Source organism: Sphingopyxis sp., assembly GCF_035944815.1.
Taxonomy (GTDB): Bacteria; Pseudomonadota; Alphaproteobacteria; order Sphingomonadales; family Sphingomonadaceae; genus Sphingopyxis.
Window position 1 is genome coordinate 851,376 of the sequence record NZ_DASZAU010000009.1, and the last position, 17,252, is coordinate 868,627.

A 17,252-nucleotide genomic window follows, 5' to 3' on the forward strand; every position below is an offset into this window, starting at 1 on the left:
GGCAGGGGAGACGAAGTGGACGCCAGCCTCGAAGAAATCGCCGGGAGCGACCGCGCCGCAATCGCGCGCGTGGTCGCGGCGGGTGATCGCCCTGCGGTCATTCGCGGCATCGCGAAGGACTGGCCCGCCGTTGCCGCCGCGCGCGACGGTGACGAAGAGATCGCCGCCTATCTCGCAGCGCGCGATGGCGGCAGGCCACTCACCGTGCTCGTCGGCCCGCCCGAAACCGGCGGCCGCTATTTCTATTCGGACGACATGCGCGGCGTGAATTTTCGCAGCGAAAAAATGCCGATGGCGACGCTCGTCGAACGTCTCGTCGCGCTGCGCGGCACCACCGATGCGCCCAGCCTCTACGCCGGGTCGACCCCGACGCCCGAAAGTGTCGCGACCTTCGCCGTCGAAAATCCGTTGCCGCTCGATACCGGCGTCGATCCGCGTATCTGGGTCGGCAATGCAAGCCGGATCGCGCCGCATTACGACATGGCGGCGAATATCGCGGTCGTCGTCGCCGGCCGCCGGCGCTTCACGCTGTTCCCGCCCGAGCAGATCGCGAACCTCTATGTCGGCCCTGTCGAACGCACGATCGCGGGCCAGCCGACGAGCATGGTCGACCCCGACCATCCCGATCATGCGCGCTACCCCCTCTATACCGAGGCCGAACGCCACAAGCTGGTCGCCGATCTGACGCCCGGCGACGCCATCTATATGCCGCCGATGTGGTGGCATCATGTGCGCAGCGAAGGGGCGCTGAACGTCCTCGTGAACTATTGGTTCGGCCAGCGGCAGGACCGCTTTCCCTTCGCCGCGCTGATGCTCGCGATGCACTCGATCCGCGAGCTTCCCGATGCCGAGCGCGCCGCGTGGAAAAGCTGGTTCGACCATTATGTCTTCGGCGAGGGCGCGACGCATGCGGTCGACCATCTGCCGTCGCATGCGCAGGGCGTGCTCGGTCCGCCGTCGCCACAACGCGACCGGATGATCATCGACTATGTCGTCGGCTTCTGTCGCAGCGGCGGGAGCGGCTAGGCCGCCTTCAGCCAGACGACGAGCGCAAAGCGCGTCGCCTTTGCGGGCAGCGTGCGGTGCGGCGTAAAGCGATCGAGGAAAAGCGCCGTCCCCGCCGGGCATGTGGGCTGCACGCGCGGCAGTCCGGCGAGCCGCCATTCGGGAATTTCATAGCCATCGTCACCTTCGCTCGCGAGCGGCGCGGGCTGGCGCTTCGCTGCAACCTCCAGCCCGCCGCTCGCCGGTCCCGCATCGCCCAGCGGGATCCATGCGGTGACGAGCACCTTGCCGCATCCGGTGCCGTCGTCGCGTGCGACGTCGCTGTGCCAGGCGTGGCGATGTTCGGGAAAGCAGGCGATGCTCGCGCGCACGCGCACGATCTTGCCCGCCAGCGCCCGCCCGCTCAATTCTTCGGCGGCACCGACCAGCCGCGGATCATTCGCCAGCGCCTGCAGCCGTTCGCCGCGATGCGCGTCGGTGCAGACGGCGACGCGCAACAAATTCGCGACGCTGCGCTCCTTCGCATAGACTTGGTCGATCCGCTCGTTCAGCTGTGCGTCCGGGCAACTCTGCTCGAACGGCAGGTAAAGTGCCCGCGATACCCGGTCGATATGCTCGGCGATATCGCCCGCTGCGGCGCGGACCTGCTCGGCATCGAACAGCGGCAAGGCCGCATATCCTTGCTCGGCGAATTGCGCCGCTGCCTTCATCGTGCGCGCCCGAACAAGGTGATCGTCGGCCATTCGCCGCCGGTCTCGACCGCCGCATCGATCCCGTAAACCGCGCGCAGCCGCTCGGCGGTCAGCACCTCGGCAGGCGTGCCGTCGGCGACGATCCGCCCTTCGTCGATCAGCAGCAGCCGGTCGCAATATCGCGCCGCGAGCGTCAGGTCGTGCAGCACCGCGATCACCAGCCCGCCGACCGCCGCCTCGGCGCGCAGCATGTCCATCACGTCGATCTGGTGTCCGGGGTCGAGGCTCGCGAGCGGTTCGTCGGCGATCAGCGCGGGCGCCTCGACCGCCAGCGCGCGCGCGAACAGCACCCGCGCACGCTCGCCGCCCGACAGCTCGGTCGCGATCCGGTCGCGCAGCTCCAGCACGTCGGCGCGCGCCATCGCGCGCTCGATCGCCGCCGTATCGCCATCCGAAATCCGCGACATGGGGGCGAGGTGCGGCAGCCGCCCCAGCCCGACGAGCCGCTCGACCGTCAGCGGCCAGTGCAAGGTCTGCCCCTGCGGCACATAGGCGATCCGCCGCGCCAGCTCGGCGCGCGGCATCGCCGTCACATCGACCCCATCGACCTCGGCGCGCCCGCTCGCGGGCACCAGCGCGAGCATCGCGCGCGCCAGCGTCGACTTGCCCGCGCCATTGGGACCGACGATCCCGGTCAGCGTGCCCGCGCCAAAGGCCGCGCTCACGCCGTGCACGACGGGTCGGCGCCCGAGCGCGACGCCGATATCGTTCAGCGTGATGCTCACCATATCCGTCGCTCCCGCATCAGGTGGAGGAGGAAGATCGGCACCCCCAGAAAGGCGGTCACGACCCCCAGCTTCAGCTCGTTCGTCGTCGGGATGATCCGGACGCCAAGGTCGGCGAGCGTCAGCAGCGCCGCGCCGCCGATGGCCGAGGGCAACAGGATCGCCGACGGGCTGCGATCGGTCAGCGGCCGGATCAGATGCGGCACGATGAGTCCGACGAAACCGATCGATCCCGACACGGCAACCGCGCCGCCGACCCCGATCGCGGTCCCGATCAGCAGCCGCAATCTTGTTCGCCGAAGGTCCGTGCCCAGCGCCTGCGCGGCATCCTCGCCCAGCGTCAACGCATCGAGCGCGCGCCCGTTCCACAGCAGCATCGCCCCGCCGATCGCGATGCATGGCAGTGCGATCCACACATGGTCGAACGAGCGGTTCTCGAGGCTGCCGAGCAGCCAGGTCATGATCTCCATCGCCGCAAACGGGTTGGGCGACAGGTTGAGCGCAAGGCTGGTCCCCGCGACCGCGAGCGTACCGACCGCGATCCCCGCGAGGATCAGCGTCAGCGGGCTTTCGGCCTTGCCCGACAGGATGAACAGCAGCGCGAGCGACAGCAGCGCGCCGCCCGTCGCGAGCAAGGGAAGCATGACGGGATGGAGTTCGGCGATCCCGAAATAGAGCGCCGCGACGCCGCCGAGTGCCGCGGCGTTCGACGTTCCGAGCACCGACGGTTCGGCAAGCGGATTGCGCAGATAGCCCTGCAGCGCCGCACCCGCGAGCCCGAGGATCGCGCCGACGCCGAGCGCGAGGATCGTGCGTGGCAGGCGAAGGTCGAACAGGATCACCGACGCCACCCGGTCGCCGTCGCCCGTCGCGGCCGCGATCAGCCGCGCGACCGACAGGTCGACCGCGCCGAACAGCAGGGATCCGGTCGCGGCGACGAGCGTCAGCAGCAGCAGCGCCGCGATCAGCGACCAGCGGGGCAGGGCAAGGCGGTTCATGATCGGTCCCCGTCGATGCGCGCGATCTGCGCGGTCATGCTGCGCGCCGCCTGTGTGTAGGCGGGGCTGCCGCACACGGTCCATGCCTGTGGGATGCTGATGCGCGGAATATCCTTGATCGCGGGATGGTGCAGCATTTCGCTCCCCTGGTCGGTCACGACATCGGTCGCGCTCTCGACGATCAGGAAATCGGGCTCCGCCGCGACCATTTCCTCAAGGCTCAATTGCGACAGCGGCGGCTTGCCGAGCTTGCCCGCGAGGTTGACCAGCCCGACACGCCCCATCAATTCGTCGATCAGCGTTCCGGTCCCGGTCATATAGCCGCGCCGCTGATAATAGGCCGCGACCCGGCCGCGACCGGGCTTGGGCAATCCCGCCAGTTCACCCTGCATCCGCACGATCAGCGCGCTGCCGCGCTCGGGATGGCCGACCGCCGCCGCGGTTTCGCGGATCGAGGTGTAGATTTCATCGAGCGTGTTCGCGGTGGCGAGGTCGAGCAGCGGATAATCCTGCCGCGGCAGCGCGCGCAGCGCCGCGCTGCGGCTCGCGGGCATGCCGACGATCAGATCGGGTTCGATCGCCAATATCTGCTCGGCCGAATTGCTGAGCAGCGGGATGCCTGCGGCTTTGGCCGCCTCGCCCGACATTTCGATATCGGTCGCGTTTTTGGTCAGCCCGGCGATCTGCCCCCGGTCGGCGAGCGCGAGCACGAGCTGGTCGGCGCAGAGGTTGATCGACACGATGCGCTGCGGCACTGCGGGCGCCTTGGCGGGCGGGACGGGGGAGGCCGCCCAGAGCAGCCCCGCGCCACCGAGGAGCGCCGCTGCCGCCGCAAGCGCGCGCCGCCGCATCAGAACTCGATCCCTTTCTGCGCCTTCACATTCTGCTCGCGGAACGGATGCTTCACCTGCGCCATCTCGGTGACGAGGTCGGCGGCGTCGATCAACTCCTGCGGCGCATTCCGCCCGGTGATGATCACATGCGTCATATGCGGTTTCGCACCCAGCGCCGCCAGCACCTCATCCACCGGCAGATAGTCGTACCGCAGCACGATATTGAGCTCGTCGGCGATCACCATCTGATAGCTTGGATCGGCGATCATGCGCTTGACCTCGTCCCACGCTTCGCGCGCGACCGCGATGTCGCGCGTCCGGTCCTGCGTGTTCCAGGTAAAGCCTTCGCCCATCGGCTTGAATTCCATCAGGTCGGGGAAGCGATCGAACACCGCTTTCTCGCCCGTCGTCATCGCGCCCTTCACGAATTGCACGACCCCGACCTTCATGTCGTGCCCGATCGCGCGCACCGCCATGCCGAGCGCCGCGGAGGTCTTGCCCTTGCCGGGGCCGGTGTGGACGATCACCAGCCCCTTTTCGACCGTCTTGGTCGCGACCTTCTTGTTCTGCGCGGCCTGAATCTTCTTCATCTTCGCCGTATGTTCGGCGTCGGTGGGCGCCTTCATCAGAAGCGCGCCCGGACGCCGCCATAGGCCGCGCGGCCATAGGTGCCGTAATTGAACGCGGTCGCATAATCGGCGTTGAACAGATTGTCGACGCGGCCATAAATCTCGAAATGGCCGCCCACGGGGAAGGACGCGCGAATGCCCGCGAGCGCATAGCCGTCGATCGGCACAGCGTTTGCCGCATCGTCGAAACTGTCGCCGACCAGCGTCAGCGTCGCGCCGGTCGACAGGCCGAACGACCAGTCATAATCGGCCGACAGGCTGACCGCATGCGCGGCGCGGCGCGGCAGGCGTTTGCCGTCGAACGCGGGGGGTCCCGACCGGTCACGCGCGTCGATATAGCTGTAGGATGCGGTGACGTTCAGCGCGTCGACGGGCTTCAGCGCCAGCGTCGCCTCGATCCCCTTGGCGCGCGTGCGATCGATATTGCCATAGGTGAAGGTCGCATTGTCGTAATTGATCTGGTCGTCGGTGTTGCGCAGGAATGCGGTCAGCGAGATCAGCGCGCGGCCGTCGGCCAGATTCTGGTCGATGCCGATATCATAGCTTTTCGACCGTTCGGGACGCAGCGCCGCATTGCCGCTGAATGCATCGTAAAGCTGGTACAGCGACGGCGCCTTGAAGCCCTCGCCATAGCTCAGCCGGACATTGGTCGCGCCCGCATTCGGCGAATAATTGGCGTTGGCGCCGAACGTCGTCGCGCCGCCGAACTGGCTGTGGTCGTCGTGACGGACGCCGCCCGACAGCGACAGGCCGGTAAAGGGCTGGACGATCCCCAGTGCATAGACGCTGTCGATATTGGCCTTCTGGCTGTCGGTCGATCCAAAGCCGAAGAAATCATAGTCGGGGCGTTCATGCTCATAACCGAAGATCAGCTTCGCTTGGCTGGCCGGCGTCACGACACCCTGATATTCGAAACGCAAATTGGTGCCCGAATAGCCGTAATCGGGCGCCGTCCCGCGCACGAAATAATAATCGCGCTCGTTGCGCATCCACGTCACCGCCGCGCGGCTGGTGAAATTGCCGTCGAACAGGCCAAGGTTGAGCCCCGCATAGCCGACATACTGGTCGAGCTTGGCAACGTCGGCGCTGTCGGCGGGCGCGCCGAAGAAGCTGTCATAATCAAGGTCGGCGTTGATGTAATAGCCGCGCAGGTCGAGGCTCAGCGCATCGCCGAACGCGATCTTCAGCCGCGCGTTGCCGGCGAAATTCTTGTATCCGTCCTTCTCGGTGCCGACCGCCGCCGACGAAATGCCGTCGGTGCGGAAATAGGCGCCGCCGATCCCGCCCGAAATCGCCCCGGCGGTGCCCGATATATCGGCCTTGGCATTCACCGTATCGCTATAGCCATATTCGGCCGAGGCGCCCGCCGCAAAGCCTTCGGCCGGGGTTGCGGTCATCAGACTCACCACACCGCCGATCGCCTGGCTGCCGTGCACGACCGAGTTCGACCCGCGCAGCACTTCGATCCGGTTGATATTGCCGGTCAGCAGATGGCCGAAATCATATCCGTCGCCGATGCCGCTCGGGTCGTTGACCTTCACCCCGTCGATCAGCACCAAAGTCTGCGTCGTTTCCGCGCCGCGCAGCGAAATGCCCGCGACCGAACCGGTGCTGCCCGTGCGATTGAAGCGGACGCCCGGCGTCGTCGCGAGCAGGTCGACGATATCGACCGTCTGGCGCTTTTCGATCGTGTCGGCGTCGATGACCGTGATCGCCTGTCCGACCTCGTCGCGCGGCTGCTCGATCCCTGATGCGGTGACGACGATGTCGTCGCGCTCGCTATCGGTCGTTTCGGCCAGCGCGGGCGACGCCGCCAATGCCAGCAAGGAAATGGTCGTGAATTTCAACATGGGTAGGCCCCCGCACGCCGGCAACGAAGGCGGAGCCTGCCGATGCGCGGGCGCGACCGGCCGATGCCGGCGTCGCAAGTGGCGTAACGCCTGCGGCACCGCACCGAAGCGGCTCCAGCCGCTTGGTCGTCGCTCGACGGAAACCTCCGTGCCGCGGCCTTTCCCTGAGCCTTGGCATTGAGCGACCCACGCCGGCAGGTCTCCTGGCTCGCGGGTCAGGGCTCGATGCACGCCTTCCCAGGTGACCCCAGTGGCTGATCCGAACGCGTCGGACCGGTGCATCTCGCTCGCCGCTTACAGTTGCAGGGACAGCCTCGGCTTCGGGGGTTCAGGACGAACCCCTTCACCGCGTTCCCGTTTTAAGCCCTTCCGGGCACCGGCGCGATCATGCGCGGGGCAAGCCCCGCACGCGCCGCCCATAGCGGAATGCCGCTTTTGCGCAATGGCTATTGGCGCTCGACCACCATCGCCGCGCCAACCCCCATCGCGCCGGTCAGCACGACAAGGCCATAGCGGCCACCGCACGCATCGAGCGCGTCGAGCAGGGTCGAGGTCAGGATCGCGCCGCTCGCCCCCATCGGATGCCCCTTGGCCAGATGCCCGCCGCTCACGTTGATCCGCGCCGGATCGGCGTCGCGGTCGCGCAGGAATTTGGCGATCGTGACGGCAAAAGCTTCCATGAACTCGATCCGGTCCATGTCGTCCAGTGTCAGTCCGGCGCGCGTCAGCACCTTGTCCATCGCCGCGAACCCCGCAGTTAGCGAGGCAGCGGGGTCGCCGCCGCTTTCGGCAAAGGCGACAACGCGCGCGCGCGGCGCGATGCCCAGACCTTCGCCGCCGACCAGCGCCAGCCCCGCACCGTCGCAGATCGGCGGCGCGTGCGCGATGCTGTGCAACGGCTCAAAGGTCGCGCCTTCGAGCGTGCCCGCATATTGCGCCTGCAGTTCGCCAAAGGCCGCTGGTGCGGCGGCAAGCGATTCCGCGCTCGTTTGCGGCCGGATACATTCCTCGCCCGCCAGCGCGCCGGTCGCGATGCGCGAGGCCTGCAGCGCGGCGTCGTTTTCGGCCGCAGCCGCTTTCTGCTGCGAGCCGAGTGCCACCGCATCGAGCTCCGCGCGCGTGATCCCCTCGGCATGCGCCAGCCGGTCGGCGCCGAGCACCGGCGGGACGAAGCGCGCGCGCGGCGGCAGTTCGTCGTTGGTATAGAAACCCGCGCGATCACTCAAAAACTGGCTCGCGCTCATCGCTTCGACGCCGCCCGCCAGAATATGCGTGGCTTCGCCGCTCGCGACCTTCGCAACCGCTTGGCCGATCGCCGACAGTCCCGATGCGCAATAATTGTTGATGCTGTGCGCGGCTGTCTGGTCGGGCAGGCCGGCGTGCAGCTTCGACACCAGCGCGATATGCCCTCCCTGCGTGCCGGCCTGCGTCACGCATCCCAGAATCAGGGCCTCGGGCGTCGCAGCGATCTCGCCGCAGCGTGCGGCCAGCGCGGCGGCCTGCTGCCGTACCAGTTCCTGCGGGCTCAGGTTCGCCAGCCCGCCGTCGGGCCGCGCCTTGCCGCGCGGGGTTCGTACGGCGTCGTACAGATAGACGGGATGCGGCAACTCAGACGCCGACCACGAAGCTAACCGCGGTCGTTGCGCTGCCGCCGACGTTGAAGGTCGCGAAGTTGCGGGCGCCTTCGACCTGATAATCGCCAGCGTTTCCGGTGACTTGCCGCCAGCCGTCAAGCAGCATCCGCACCCCGGTGGCACCTACGGGATGTCCCAGCCCGATCAGGCCGCCCGATGGATTGACCGGCAATTTGCCGCCCAGCGCAATCGTCCCGTCCTCGACCGCACGCCAGCTTTCGCCCGGTTTGGTGATCCCGAAATGATCGATCGCCATATATTCGGTGATCGAGAAGCAATCATGCACCTCGACCCCGTCGCAGGCGTAGATATCGGGCATCCCCGCGCGGCGCAGCGCATCCATCATCGACTTGCGCACGCTCGGGAAGACATAATCGCCGCCGCGGCTGTCCGCGACCTTGGTCGAATAGAGCAAAGGCGCGGTGGCATGGCCCCAGCCCTTGATGCGCGGGATGCTCTCCAGCGGAATCCCGCGGCGCTTGGCCCAGGCCTCGGCGACTTCGCTCGAGGCGAGGAAGATCGCGGCGGCGCCGTCGGTGACCTGCCCGCAATCGGACTTGCGCAGGCTCCCTTCGATCAGCGGATTGACCTCGTCATTCTCGCCGAGATGCTCGTCCGTGATCGCCCAGCCGCGCGTCTGCGAGTACGGGTTCTTCTTCGCATTGGCGAAGTTGTTGGCGGAAATCCCACGCAGATGCGCGCGGTCGAGGCCGAAGCGTTCGTCATATTCCTCGGCGACGCGCGCGAACATGTACGGCCACAGGTAACGCGCCTCCTGCGCCTCGCGGCCCGCCCAGGCCGCAGCGCCGAGATATTCGGCGGCACGCTGGCCGGGGACGTTGCGCATCAGCTCGATGCCGAGCACCAGCGCGAGACCATAGCGTTCGGCCTCGATCTCCGCGGCGGCGGCCAGGATCGCGATGCTGCCCGACGCACAGGCGGCCTCGTGGCGCGACGCGGGAATGCCCGCGAGGTCGGGATGGACATGGCCGAAGAAGCCGCCGAGCTGGCCCTGTCCCGCGAAGAGTTCGCCGACGAAATTGCCGACATGCGCGGTCTCGACCTCTTTGGGTTCGATGCCCGTGGCGAAGAACGCCGCTTCGGCGACGTCGCGGAACAGTTCGAACAAGCCGCCGCCCTCGCGTTCGAGGTTGCGCGAGAAATCGCTCTGCGCGCCGCCGAGGATGAAGACGTCTTTCGCCATGTCAGGCTTCCTTTTCGAGAGTGGCGAGCGCCATTTCGCGCACTTCGCTGCGCATCACCTTGTTGGTGACGTTGCGCGGCAAGGCGTCGAAGCGGAACAGGCGCTCGGGCAGTTTGAACACCGCAAGGTCGTGGCCGCGCAGATAGTCGGCGACCTCGCCGATCCCGACATCGTCGGCGCCGCGCGGGACATAGGCGAGGCCGATGCGCTCGCCCATCGTCGGATCGGGCAGCGAGAAGACACACGCCTCGGCCAGCAGTGGATGCCCGCCGAGCAGCTGGTCGATCTCTTCGGGCGAGATATTCACCCCGCCGCGGATGATCAGATCCTTGCAGCGCCCGACGAAGCGATAGAAGTCGCCGCCCTCGGCGATCTCGAACAAATCGCCGGTGCGGAACCAGCCGTCGTCGGTAAAGGCCTCGGCGGTGCGGTCGGGGGCGTTGTGATAGCCCTCGAACAAGGTCGGCCCGCGGATTTGCAATTCGCCCGAGACGCCGTCGGCCTCGATCGGATCGCCGCCGCCGGGCGGGACGAGCCGGCTCTCGATATTGGGCGCGCGGCCCTCGCCATAGGGGCGCTGATAGGTGCCGCGCCGCGGGAACAGGCTCGCGCGCTTGTCGGGGTCGGGCATGTCGCCCTCGCCGGTGATGAAACTCATCCCCTCGTTCGATCCGAAGACATTGACGATGATGATGCCAAGCTTTTCCTGAAAACCGCGCACCATCGCGGGCGCGAGCGGCGCCGAGCCCGAGGCGATGACGCGCAGGCTCGACAGGTCGACCGATGCGAGCAAAGCTTCATTCTGCAGCAGCATGTTGAGCACTGCGGGCGGGGCGATGGTCAGGCTCGGCCGTTCGGTCGCAATCTGTTTCAGATACACGCCGGGGTCGAAGGGATGGTGTAGCACCATCGTACCCGCGCTGGTCAGCCAGCACATGGTGATGCCGCCGATGCTCGCCATGTTGATGAGCGGGAAGGGGTTCAGCAGCACGTCGCCCGGCCCGACCTTCATCGCCTCATAGCCGGCGCCCGCGACCGCAATCCAGTGGTTGTGGCTGCGCGGTACGCCCTTGGGTACGCCCGTGGTGCCTGAGGTCCAGCAGATGGTGAAGATATCGTCGGCATCGACCGGGTTCGCTGCTACATGCGCGGCGAGCGCCCGTTCGTCGCCTTTCGCGACCGAAAGGTCGAGCGCGCCGGCGGGCGGATTCGGTCCGAAGGTCATCAGCGCGATGCCGCCCAGCAGCGGCTCTGCGACGCCGACATGATCGCAACCCTTCACCTGCGTCGCGCAGACAAAAGCCCTGGGCTCGACGACGCCGATCATGCCCTTCAGCTCGTGACTGCGATATTGCACCGCCGCCGGGCTGACGATCGCGCCGATCTGAGCAGCCGCGAAATAGAGCGCGACGAACTCGCTGATATTCGGAAGCTGGACGAGCAGCACGTCGTCCTTGCCGATCCCCGCGACGATCAGCGCGCCCGCGATCCGGTCGATCTCCGCCTCGAGTTCGGTATAGCTCAGCCGCTTCGGCTCGCCGAAGGCGAAGTCGCCCCGGTTGGGCGCATCGACCAGCGCGAGCCGGTCGGGATGCGCCACCGCATTGGCGAAAAACAGGTCGGCAAATGTCTTGTCGCCCCACCAGCCGCTGTCACGGTACCGCTGCCTTTTATCCTCTCCCGCAACGATCATCTCAGGCGGCCAGCACGCTGTTCAGGCCCATGCCGATATCGTCGCCGCTCGCCCACACTGTGTGGGTGCCCGAACAGATGCGTTCGGGCAGGATGATCCGGCACACCGGTCCCGCCGCGACATTCTTGGCGTCGATCAGCACGCATTCGGAGCGGTCGGTTTCGAGGTCGGCGATGAAGGAGACGAGATAGCCGTCGTCCTCGTCCCTGGCATCGATGCGCGGCGCGAAGGGCGCCTCGCTGCCGAAGCGGCCGGGGCCGAATTCATACTCTTCGCTCGTGCCCGCATCGAGGTCGTGCTTGACGAGCCCGCGGAACAGGAACCAGCCGGGCTCGGGGATTGCGCTATAGGCGTAGCGGTACGGCTTGCCCGCGTAGCGATGGTTGAACATGCCGAATTCGAGGTCGCGCTCGTCGAGCCTTTGCTCGACAGTCTCGCCGGTCTTCAGGTTGAAGCGCCAGCGGTGGAGGCGCGGCTTCAAAAGACCTTGATCGAGATAGGCCATCATCCGCTCGAGCCCCTCGGGCGCGTTCGGATAGGACTTCGGCATCGGCTCTTCCTGATAATAGCCGTCGAGGATGATCTCGTCGCCTTCCTCCCACGCGTTGAGCCAGTGGAGCGTGTAGGTCGGCTCGGCCTCGAACCAGCGAATATCCTCGGGCTGGCCGTGGCGCGGGATGATCGCGAAGCGCGTCTTCTCGTCGGGATGAAACTGGACGACGTGCAGGTTCCGTTCGAGCAGCTCCTCGTTCCAATAGAGCGGCATGTCGTTGAGGATCGTGTAATTCTCGGTAAACGCCATGTCGTGCGGCAGTCGCGGCCCGGCTAAGGGCACGGGGATATAATGCTTCAGCCTGTTGTCTGCGCCGACGACACCGTAGTGCATGTAGGGCGCGTGCTTCGAATAGTTGAAGAACATGAGCTCGCCGGTCGCAAGGTCGACCTTGCAATGCGCCGAAATGCCGTCGAGCGGCACCCAGCTTTCGGTGCCGAACTGTTCGAGCGTGAAGGGGTCGAGCCGATAGGCTTCGCCGCACTGGTAGAAGGTCGAGATGATCTTTCCCGCGTGGATCGCGACGTCGGTCGAGCTTGAATCCTTCAGCCATTCCTGCGCCCCCCAGCCGTGGCGCGTCGACTTGTGCGGCGGCTCCATCAGCCCCGCCCAGAGCGAGCAACCGGCTTCCTTCTCTGCCTCGAACCCCTTGGTGCGCACGAAGCGGCTGCGATAGCTCGCGCGGCCATCCTTGAACGAGATCGCATGGATGAAGCCGTCGCCATCAAAGGGGTGATAGCGGCCGATCGGTTCGTGGATCTGGTTCTCGCCGGTGCGCACATAGACGCCGTCGATGTCGGTCGGGATATTGCCGATCACCTCGGCATCGCCGTTGGCGAAGATCGCGTTCCACTCATTATAGGTCGGGCGCCACGCGTCCTTCATATAGGGATGGTCGTTCGGCTGGATCGTGGTGCGGATCGTGTCGACGAGTTCGGCGGTCATGCGGGGACTCCTTCGGCGGCAGCAAAGCGCGGCCTTGCGGCGGCGGCATCATATTCGGAAACAAGGCGGTCGACGATGGCGGCAACAGGCTCGACACCGCGCACCGCGCCGACGCCTTGCCCGGCCGACCAGACATTCTTCCACGCCTTGGCGTCGTCCTGTGCGTCGGAGAAGTTCGGGCGCTTGTCTTCGGGCATGTTCGCGGGGTCGTATCCCGCAGCGATCAGGCTCGATTTCAGCCAGTTGGCGGTCACACCGGTGATACCCTTTGAAGGAATGATATCCTCCGCGCCCGCCGCGACGACCATATCCTTATAGGGCTGCACCGCCATGCTCTCGGCGCAGGCGATCAGCGAGGTGCCGAGATAGGCGAGGTCGGCGCCGAGGATTTCGGCGGCGCGGACGGCGTGCCCGGTCGAGATTGCACCGCCGAGCACGAGCGGCCCGTCCCAGAATTGCCGCACCTCCTCGACGAAGGCGAAGCCCGCGGTCGCACCGGTGTGCCCGCCCGCGCCGGCGGCGACGAGGACGAGGCCGTCGACCCCGGCCGCCGCGGCCTTGCGCGCGAAGCCGACCGAATTGACGTCGGCAAAGACGAGCCCGCCATAGCTGTGAATTTCCTCGACCACGCGCGCCGGGCTGCCGAGCGCGGTGATCACCAGCGGCACCTTGTGGCGCACGACACAGGCGAGATCTTCGGGAAGGCGGCTGTTCGACGGATGGACGACGAGGTTGACCGCCCAGGGGGCGGCGTCGGGATCGTTCGACAGCGCCGAATCGATGCGGCTCACCCAATCCTCAAGGTCCGCCGATGTGCGAGCATTGGGCGCGGGGAAGCTGCCGATCACGCCCGAGCGCGATGCCGCGATCACCATTTCGGGGCCCGAGACAAGGAACATCGGCGCGGCGATCGCCGGCAGGCGCAAACCCCGCGTCAATGCTGGTGGAAGGCCGTTTTTCGGCACTGTTATGCTCTCCCGAATTATCTGACTTGCATAACGATACTTAAAGACGATAAGAGTCGCAAGGCCAGAAAAACATCGCGGGGCAAATCCGACGATGGTGGGAGGGAGAGAGTTCATGAAGAAGCATTTCGTCGCGCTGCTCGCTGCATCGGCGCTTGCCAGCCCCGCCGCTGCCTTTGCGCAGGACGCGGCGCCCGCCGGGGATCAGGGCGGGCTCGAGGAAATCATCGTCACCGCACAAAAACGCGCCGAAGGCCTGTCGGACGTGCCGATCTCGATCTCGGCGGTCAGCGGCAAGCAGGTCGAAAGCTACGGCCAGACCAACCTTGAGCAAATCTCCTCGTCGGTCCCGAACCTCAAGATCACCCAGACCGCGATCGCCAACCGCATCGCGATCCGCGGCATCGCGTCGGGCGACAACAAGGGTTTCGAACAGTCGGTCGCGATGTTCGTCGACGGCGTCTATTACGGCCGCGACCAGCTCTCGCGCCTGCCGCTCGTCGACATGGAACGCGTCGAGGTGCTGCGCGGGCCGCAGCCAACCCTGTTCGGCAAGAATGCCATCGCGGGTGCTGTGAACATCACGACGCGCAGCCCGACCGACGAATTCGAAGGCTCGATCAGCGGCCTCTATGAATTCAACCACAAGGAATTCCAGCTCACCGGCGTCCTATCGGGGCCGCTGAGCGACGGGATCGAGGCGCGCGTCGTCGGCTATCACCGCTCGATGGACGGCTATTTCTATAACCAGAAGCTCGATCGCGACGAGCCCAACGTCGACGAATATTATTTCCGCGGCAAGCTCGAGTTCGACAAGGGCGGGCCGTTCGCTGCCGAACTCAAGCTCGAATATGCCGACTTCGAAATGAAGGGGCAACCGCGCGACGTGTTCGGGGCGGTCGGCAATTACAACACGGTGTTCCAGGGGCCCTTCTTCGTCAGCACGAACCCCGACTATGTCCGCGAGGACAATGGATATGAAAGCAAGAACAAGGTGTTCGGGGCGACGCTTAACGCCGACCTCGAACTTGGCGAGCATACGCTGACCTCGGTCTCGTCGCTGCTCGATTACAAGACGCGCGAGATCGTCGACGTCGATTTTTCCGGCATCAGCTTCCTCGACGGCACGAACCTGCGCGAAGATTATCGCCAGTTCAGTCAGGAGCTTCGCCTGACCTCTCCGGGCGGCGAGGCGTTCAACTATATCGCGGGCGTCTATTACCAGCACGCCAAACTGGACGTGCAGGACTTTACGCTATTCAATCCGACCTTCCTCGCACTCGGCGCGCCGTTCAACGCGCTCGGCGATACGCGCAACGACCGCGATTATGCCCAGAAATCGGACCTGATCTCGGCCTTTGCGCAAGGCGAACTGGCGGTGACCGACCAGCTTCGCATCACGGCGGGTGCGCGTTTCAATCATGAGAAGAAGACCGGCAGCAGGACGCTTGCGATCGTGCAGGGGCCGCTCAGCACCGCGCCGGCACCCGTCGTCGCGGCCGTGTTCCGCGCGCTCAATATCGAGGCGCACAGCGTATCGGGCAAACTCAGCGAAGACAGCTTCAATCCGATGGTCAACGTCCAGTTCGATGCGACCGACGATCTGATGCTCTACGCCTCCTATGCCAAGGGGACCAAGGCGGGCGGCTTCGACATCCGTTCGAACTCGCTGCCGGGCTCGACCACCGTCGCAAAGCCGGGTGCATTCATGTTCGAGGATGAGAGCGCCGATAATTTCGAGGCGGGCCTCAAATACAAGGGCCGCAACGTCGCGTTCAACCTGTCGCTCTATCGCACCGATTATAAGGATCTGCAGGTCAATATTTTCGACGGTACGCTGAACTTCAATGTTCGCAACGCCGCCGAAGCGCGCACGCAGGGCGTCGAGGCCGACTTCCGCGCGGCGATTGCCAACGGGCTGACGATTAGCGGCGCGGTCGCCTATCTCGACTTCAAATTCTCGAACTTCACCGACGGCCAATGCTATTATCTGCAGACGCCGGGCGCGAACGGCTTCTGCGACTATTCGGGAAAGCGCAACGCGCTCAGCCCCAAATGGTCGGGCAATTTGAACCTCGATTATACCACGCCGGTGACGAGCGACATGAAGGTCGCGTTCAACGTCAACGCCGACTTCTCTTCCTCCTACATCGCCGCGGCGAACCTCGATCCGCGCACGCATCAGGACGGTTATGTGAAGCTCGGCGCTCGGCTTGCGCTCGCGCAGGTCGACGACCGGTGGGAGGTCGCGCTGATTGGGCGCAATCTCACCAACCAGCGCATCCTTCAGACCGCGAGCTCGATGCCGCTCGCGACGACGATCACGCGCAATGCCGGCAACGCCTATAATGGTATCGTCGACCGCCCGCGCACGATCGCGGTCCAGTTGACCGGGCGTTTCTGATTTGGCGGGGAGGGCGGTTCTGCGCCGCCCCCCTGTTGCCGGTGCCAGCCTTGTCGGCATCCCGTGCTTCGTTTAGGGGGCGGGGAGAAGTAGGGACGGCTTATTTGAAACACGACCGCACGATCAGGGCTTGTTCGATCTGGCGCGCGCTCGATGTGATCGGCGACGTTCCCGTCTTGCTGCTGATGGAACAGGCGTTCCTCGGCACGCACAGCTTCGACGAATTCGTTACGCGCACCGGCCTCGCGCGCTCGGTGGTCAATGGCCGCCTGAAGAAGCTGGTTGAAGAGGATTGCCTTGCCAAGGTTCCGAAAAAGGGCGGGCGCGGTTTTCATTATGTCTTGACCCAAAAGGGGCGGGACCAGTTCCCCAACGCATTGATGATGCTGCGCTGGCAGCACCGCTGGGAAGCGGACAGCCGCGATTTCCAGGTCCGGCTGCACCACGCCGCCTGCGGCCACGCGACCGAACCTGTCCCGGCCTGCGCGCATTGCCATGCCGAGGTCGACCCGCGCGATGTCGATTGGCGCGAAGGGCCGGGGCTGGCGCAGGTGGTCCCGCATTACGAGCGCCGCCGCTTCAATGGCGACATTGGCGCGGGGCGGCCGGGTGGTCGCCCGCTTGTCGACACGATGATCGAATTGTTCGGCGATCGCTGGGCGACACTCGTCGTCCGCGCGATGTTCACCAGCATCAACCGCTTCGACGATATCCAGCGCGACACGCTGATGGCGACGAATATATTGACCGGGCGGCTTGAACGGCTGGTGCGGCAGGGCATTTTAAAGACCGTCCCCTATTCGAGCCACGCCGACCGCGTCGAATATCGCCTGACCGCCAAGGGACGCGACCTTTATCCGGTGTTGCTCGCGCTTTTGCAGTGGGGGGACAAATGGTTCTCCGACGAGCGGGGGCCGCCGCTGTTGCTCACGCATCGTCCTTGCGGTCACGATCTCCGGATGGTCGCCGCGTGCAGTCATTGCGGCGACGAGCTGCAGCTGTCGAACAGCAGCTTCACGATCGACACGGCCGACGGTAGTGCGGGTGCCGCGTGACATTGCG

The 17,252-nt window shown here is 65.8% G+C and carries 14 protein-coding genes and 1 riboswitch; of the genes, 3 read left to right on the top strand and 11 right to left on the bottom strand.

Annotated elements, in window-relative coordinates:
- Positions 1-15 precede the first annotated feature (15 nt).
- Positions 16-1,026, top strand: a complete 1,011-nt coding sequence (locus VGU00_RS14645; RefSeq protein ID WP_327469699.1) for a cupin-like domain-containing protein — start codon at positions 16-18, stop codon at positions 1,024-1,026.
- Here VGU00_RS14645 and VGU00_RS14650 read toward each other — a convergent pair.
- The 11 genes from VGU00_RS14650 to VGU00_RS14700 all read right to left on the bottom strand — a co-directional run bounded on the left by VGU00_RS14650 (position 1,023) and on the right by VGU00_RS14700 (position 13,720).
- Complete coding sequence (locus VGU00_RS14650) at positions 1,023-1,748, bottom strand: hypothetical protein (RefSeq protein WP_327469701.1); 726 nt, start codon at positions 1,746-1,748, stop codon at positions 1,023-1,025. The two genes, VGU00_RS14645 and VGU00_RS14650, sit on opposite strands and share 4 nt — an antisense overlap.
- Positions 1,712-2,485, bottom strand: coding sequence for an ABC transporter ATP-binding protein (locus VGU00_RS14655; RefSeq protein WP_327469703.1), 774 nt, complete (start codon positions 2,483-2,485; stop codon positions 1,712-1,714). Before VGU00_RS14655 ends, VGU00_RS14650 begins: the two co-directional genes overlap by 37 nt.
- Positions 2,479-3,480 carry a FecCD family ABC transporter permease gene (locus VGU00_RS14660; protein ID WP_136173854.1) on the bottom strand — a complete coding sequence of 334 codons (1,002 nt, stop codon included), beginning with the start codon at positions 3,478-3,480 and terminating at the stop codon, positions 2,479-2,481. Before VGU00_RS14660 ends, VGU00_RS14655 begins: the two co-directional genes overlap by 7 nt.
- The gene (locus VGU00_RS14665) at positions 3,477-4,331 is read right to left on the bottom strand and encodes an ABC transporter substrate-binding protein (RefSeq protein ID WP_327469708.1); all 855 of its coding nucleotides are present in this window, start codon (positions 4,329-4,331) and stop codon (positions 3,477-3,479) included. Before VGU00_RS14665 ends, VGU00_RS14660 begins: the two co-directional genes overlap by 4 nt.
- Positions 4,331-4,939: a cob(I)yrinic acid a,c-diamide adenosyltransferase gene (gene cobO / locus VGU00_RS14670; RefSeq protein WP_327469711.1), complete on the bottom strand. Its 609-nt coding sequence runs from the start codon at positions 4,937-4,939 to the stop codon at positions 4,331-4,333. The genes VGU00_RS14665 and cobO overlap by 1 nt, the downstream gene beginning before the upstream one ends.
- Entirely contained in the window at positions 4,939-6,792 is a 1,854-nt protein-coding gene (locus tag VGU00_RS14675) for a TonB-dependent receptor plug domain-containing protein (RefSeq protein ID WP_327469713.1), read from the bottom strand. The genes cobO and VGU00_RS14675 overlap by 1 nt, the downstream gene beginning before the upstream one ends.
- Before the next feature lie 176 nt (positions 6,793-6,968).
- A riboswitch (cobalamin riboswitch) is annotated at positions 6,969-7,187 on the bottom strand.
- A 51-nt stretch (positions 7,188-7,238) separates the two neighbouring features.
- On the bottom strand, positions 7,239-8,399 hold the full coding sequence (locus VGU00_RS14680; protein ID WP_327469715.1) for an acetyl-CoA C-acyltransferase: 1,161 nt from the start codon (positions 8,397-8,399) through the stop codon (positions 7,239-7,241).
- Between the two features lies 1 nt (position 8,400).
- Entirely contained in the window at positions 8,401-9,630 is a 1,230-nt protein-coding gene (locus VGU00_RS14685) for an acetyl-CoA acetyltransferase (RefSeq protein WP_327469717.1), read from the bottom strand.
- A gap of 1 nt (position 9,631) precedes the next feature.
- On the bottom strand, positions 9,632-11,323 hold the full coding sequence (locus VGU00_RS14690; RefSeq protein WP_327469719.1) for a class I adenylate-forming enzyme family protein: 1,692 nt from the start codon (positions 11,321-11,323) through the stop codon (positions 9,632-9,634).
- Between the two features lies 1 nt (position 11,324).
- Positions 11,325-12,821 (bottom strand): carotenoid oxygenase family protein, encoded by a 1,497-nt coding sequence (locus VGU00_RS14695; RefSeq protein ID WP_327469721.1) that lies wholly within the window; start codon positions 12,819-12,821, stop codon positions 11,325-11,327.
- Complete coding sequence (locus VGU00_RS14700; RefSeq protein ID WP_327469723.1) at positions 12,818-13,720, bottom strand: nitronate monooxygenase; 903 nt, start codon at positions 13,718-13,720, stop codon at positions 12,818-12,820. The genes VGU00_RS14695 and VGU00_RS14700 overlap by 4 nt, the downstream gene beginning before the upstream one ends.
- A 181-nt stretch (positions 13,721-13,901) precedes the next feature.
- Between VGU00_RS14700 and VGU00_RS14705 the strand changes: the two genes are divergently transcribed.
- Both VGU00_RS14705 and VGU00_RS14710 read left to right on the top strand, forming a co-directional pair.
- Positions 13,902-16,190, top strand: a complete 2,289-nt coding sequence (locus VGU00_RS14705; protein ID WP_327469725.1) for a TonB-dependent receptor — start codon at positions 13,902-13,904, stop codon at positions 16,188-16,190.
- 104 nt (positions 16,191-16,294) lie between these two features.
- Positions 16,295-17,245 carry a winged helix-turn-helix transcriptional regulator gene (locus tag VGU00_RS14710; RefSeq protein ID WP_327469727.1) on the top strand — a complete coding sequence of 317 codons (951 nt, stop codon included), beginning with the start codon at positions 16,295-16,297 and terminating at the stop codon, positions 17,243-17,245.
- The last annotated feature ends 7 nt before the right edge of the window (positions 17,246-17,252 follow it).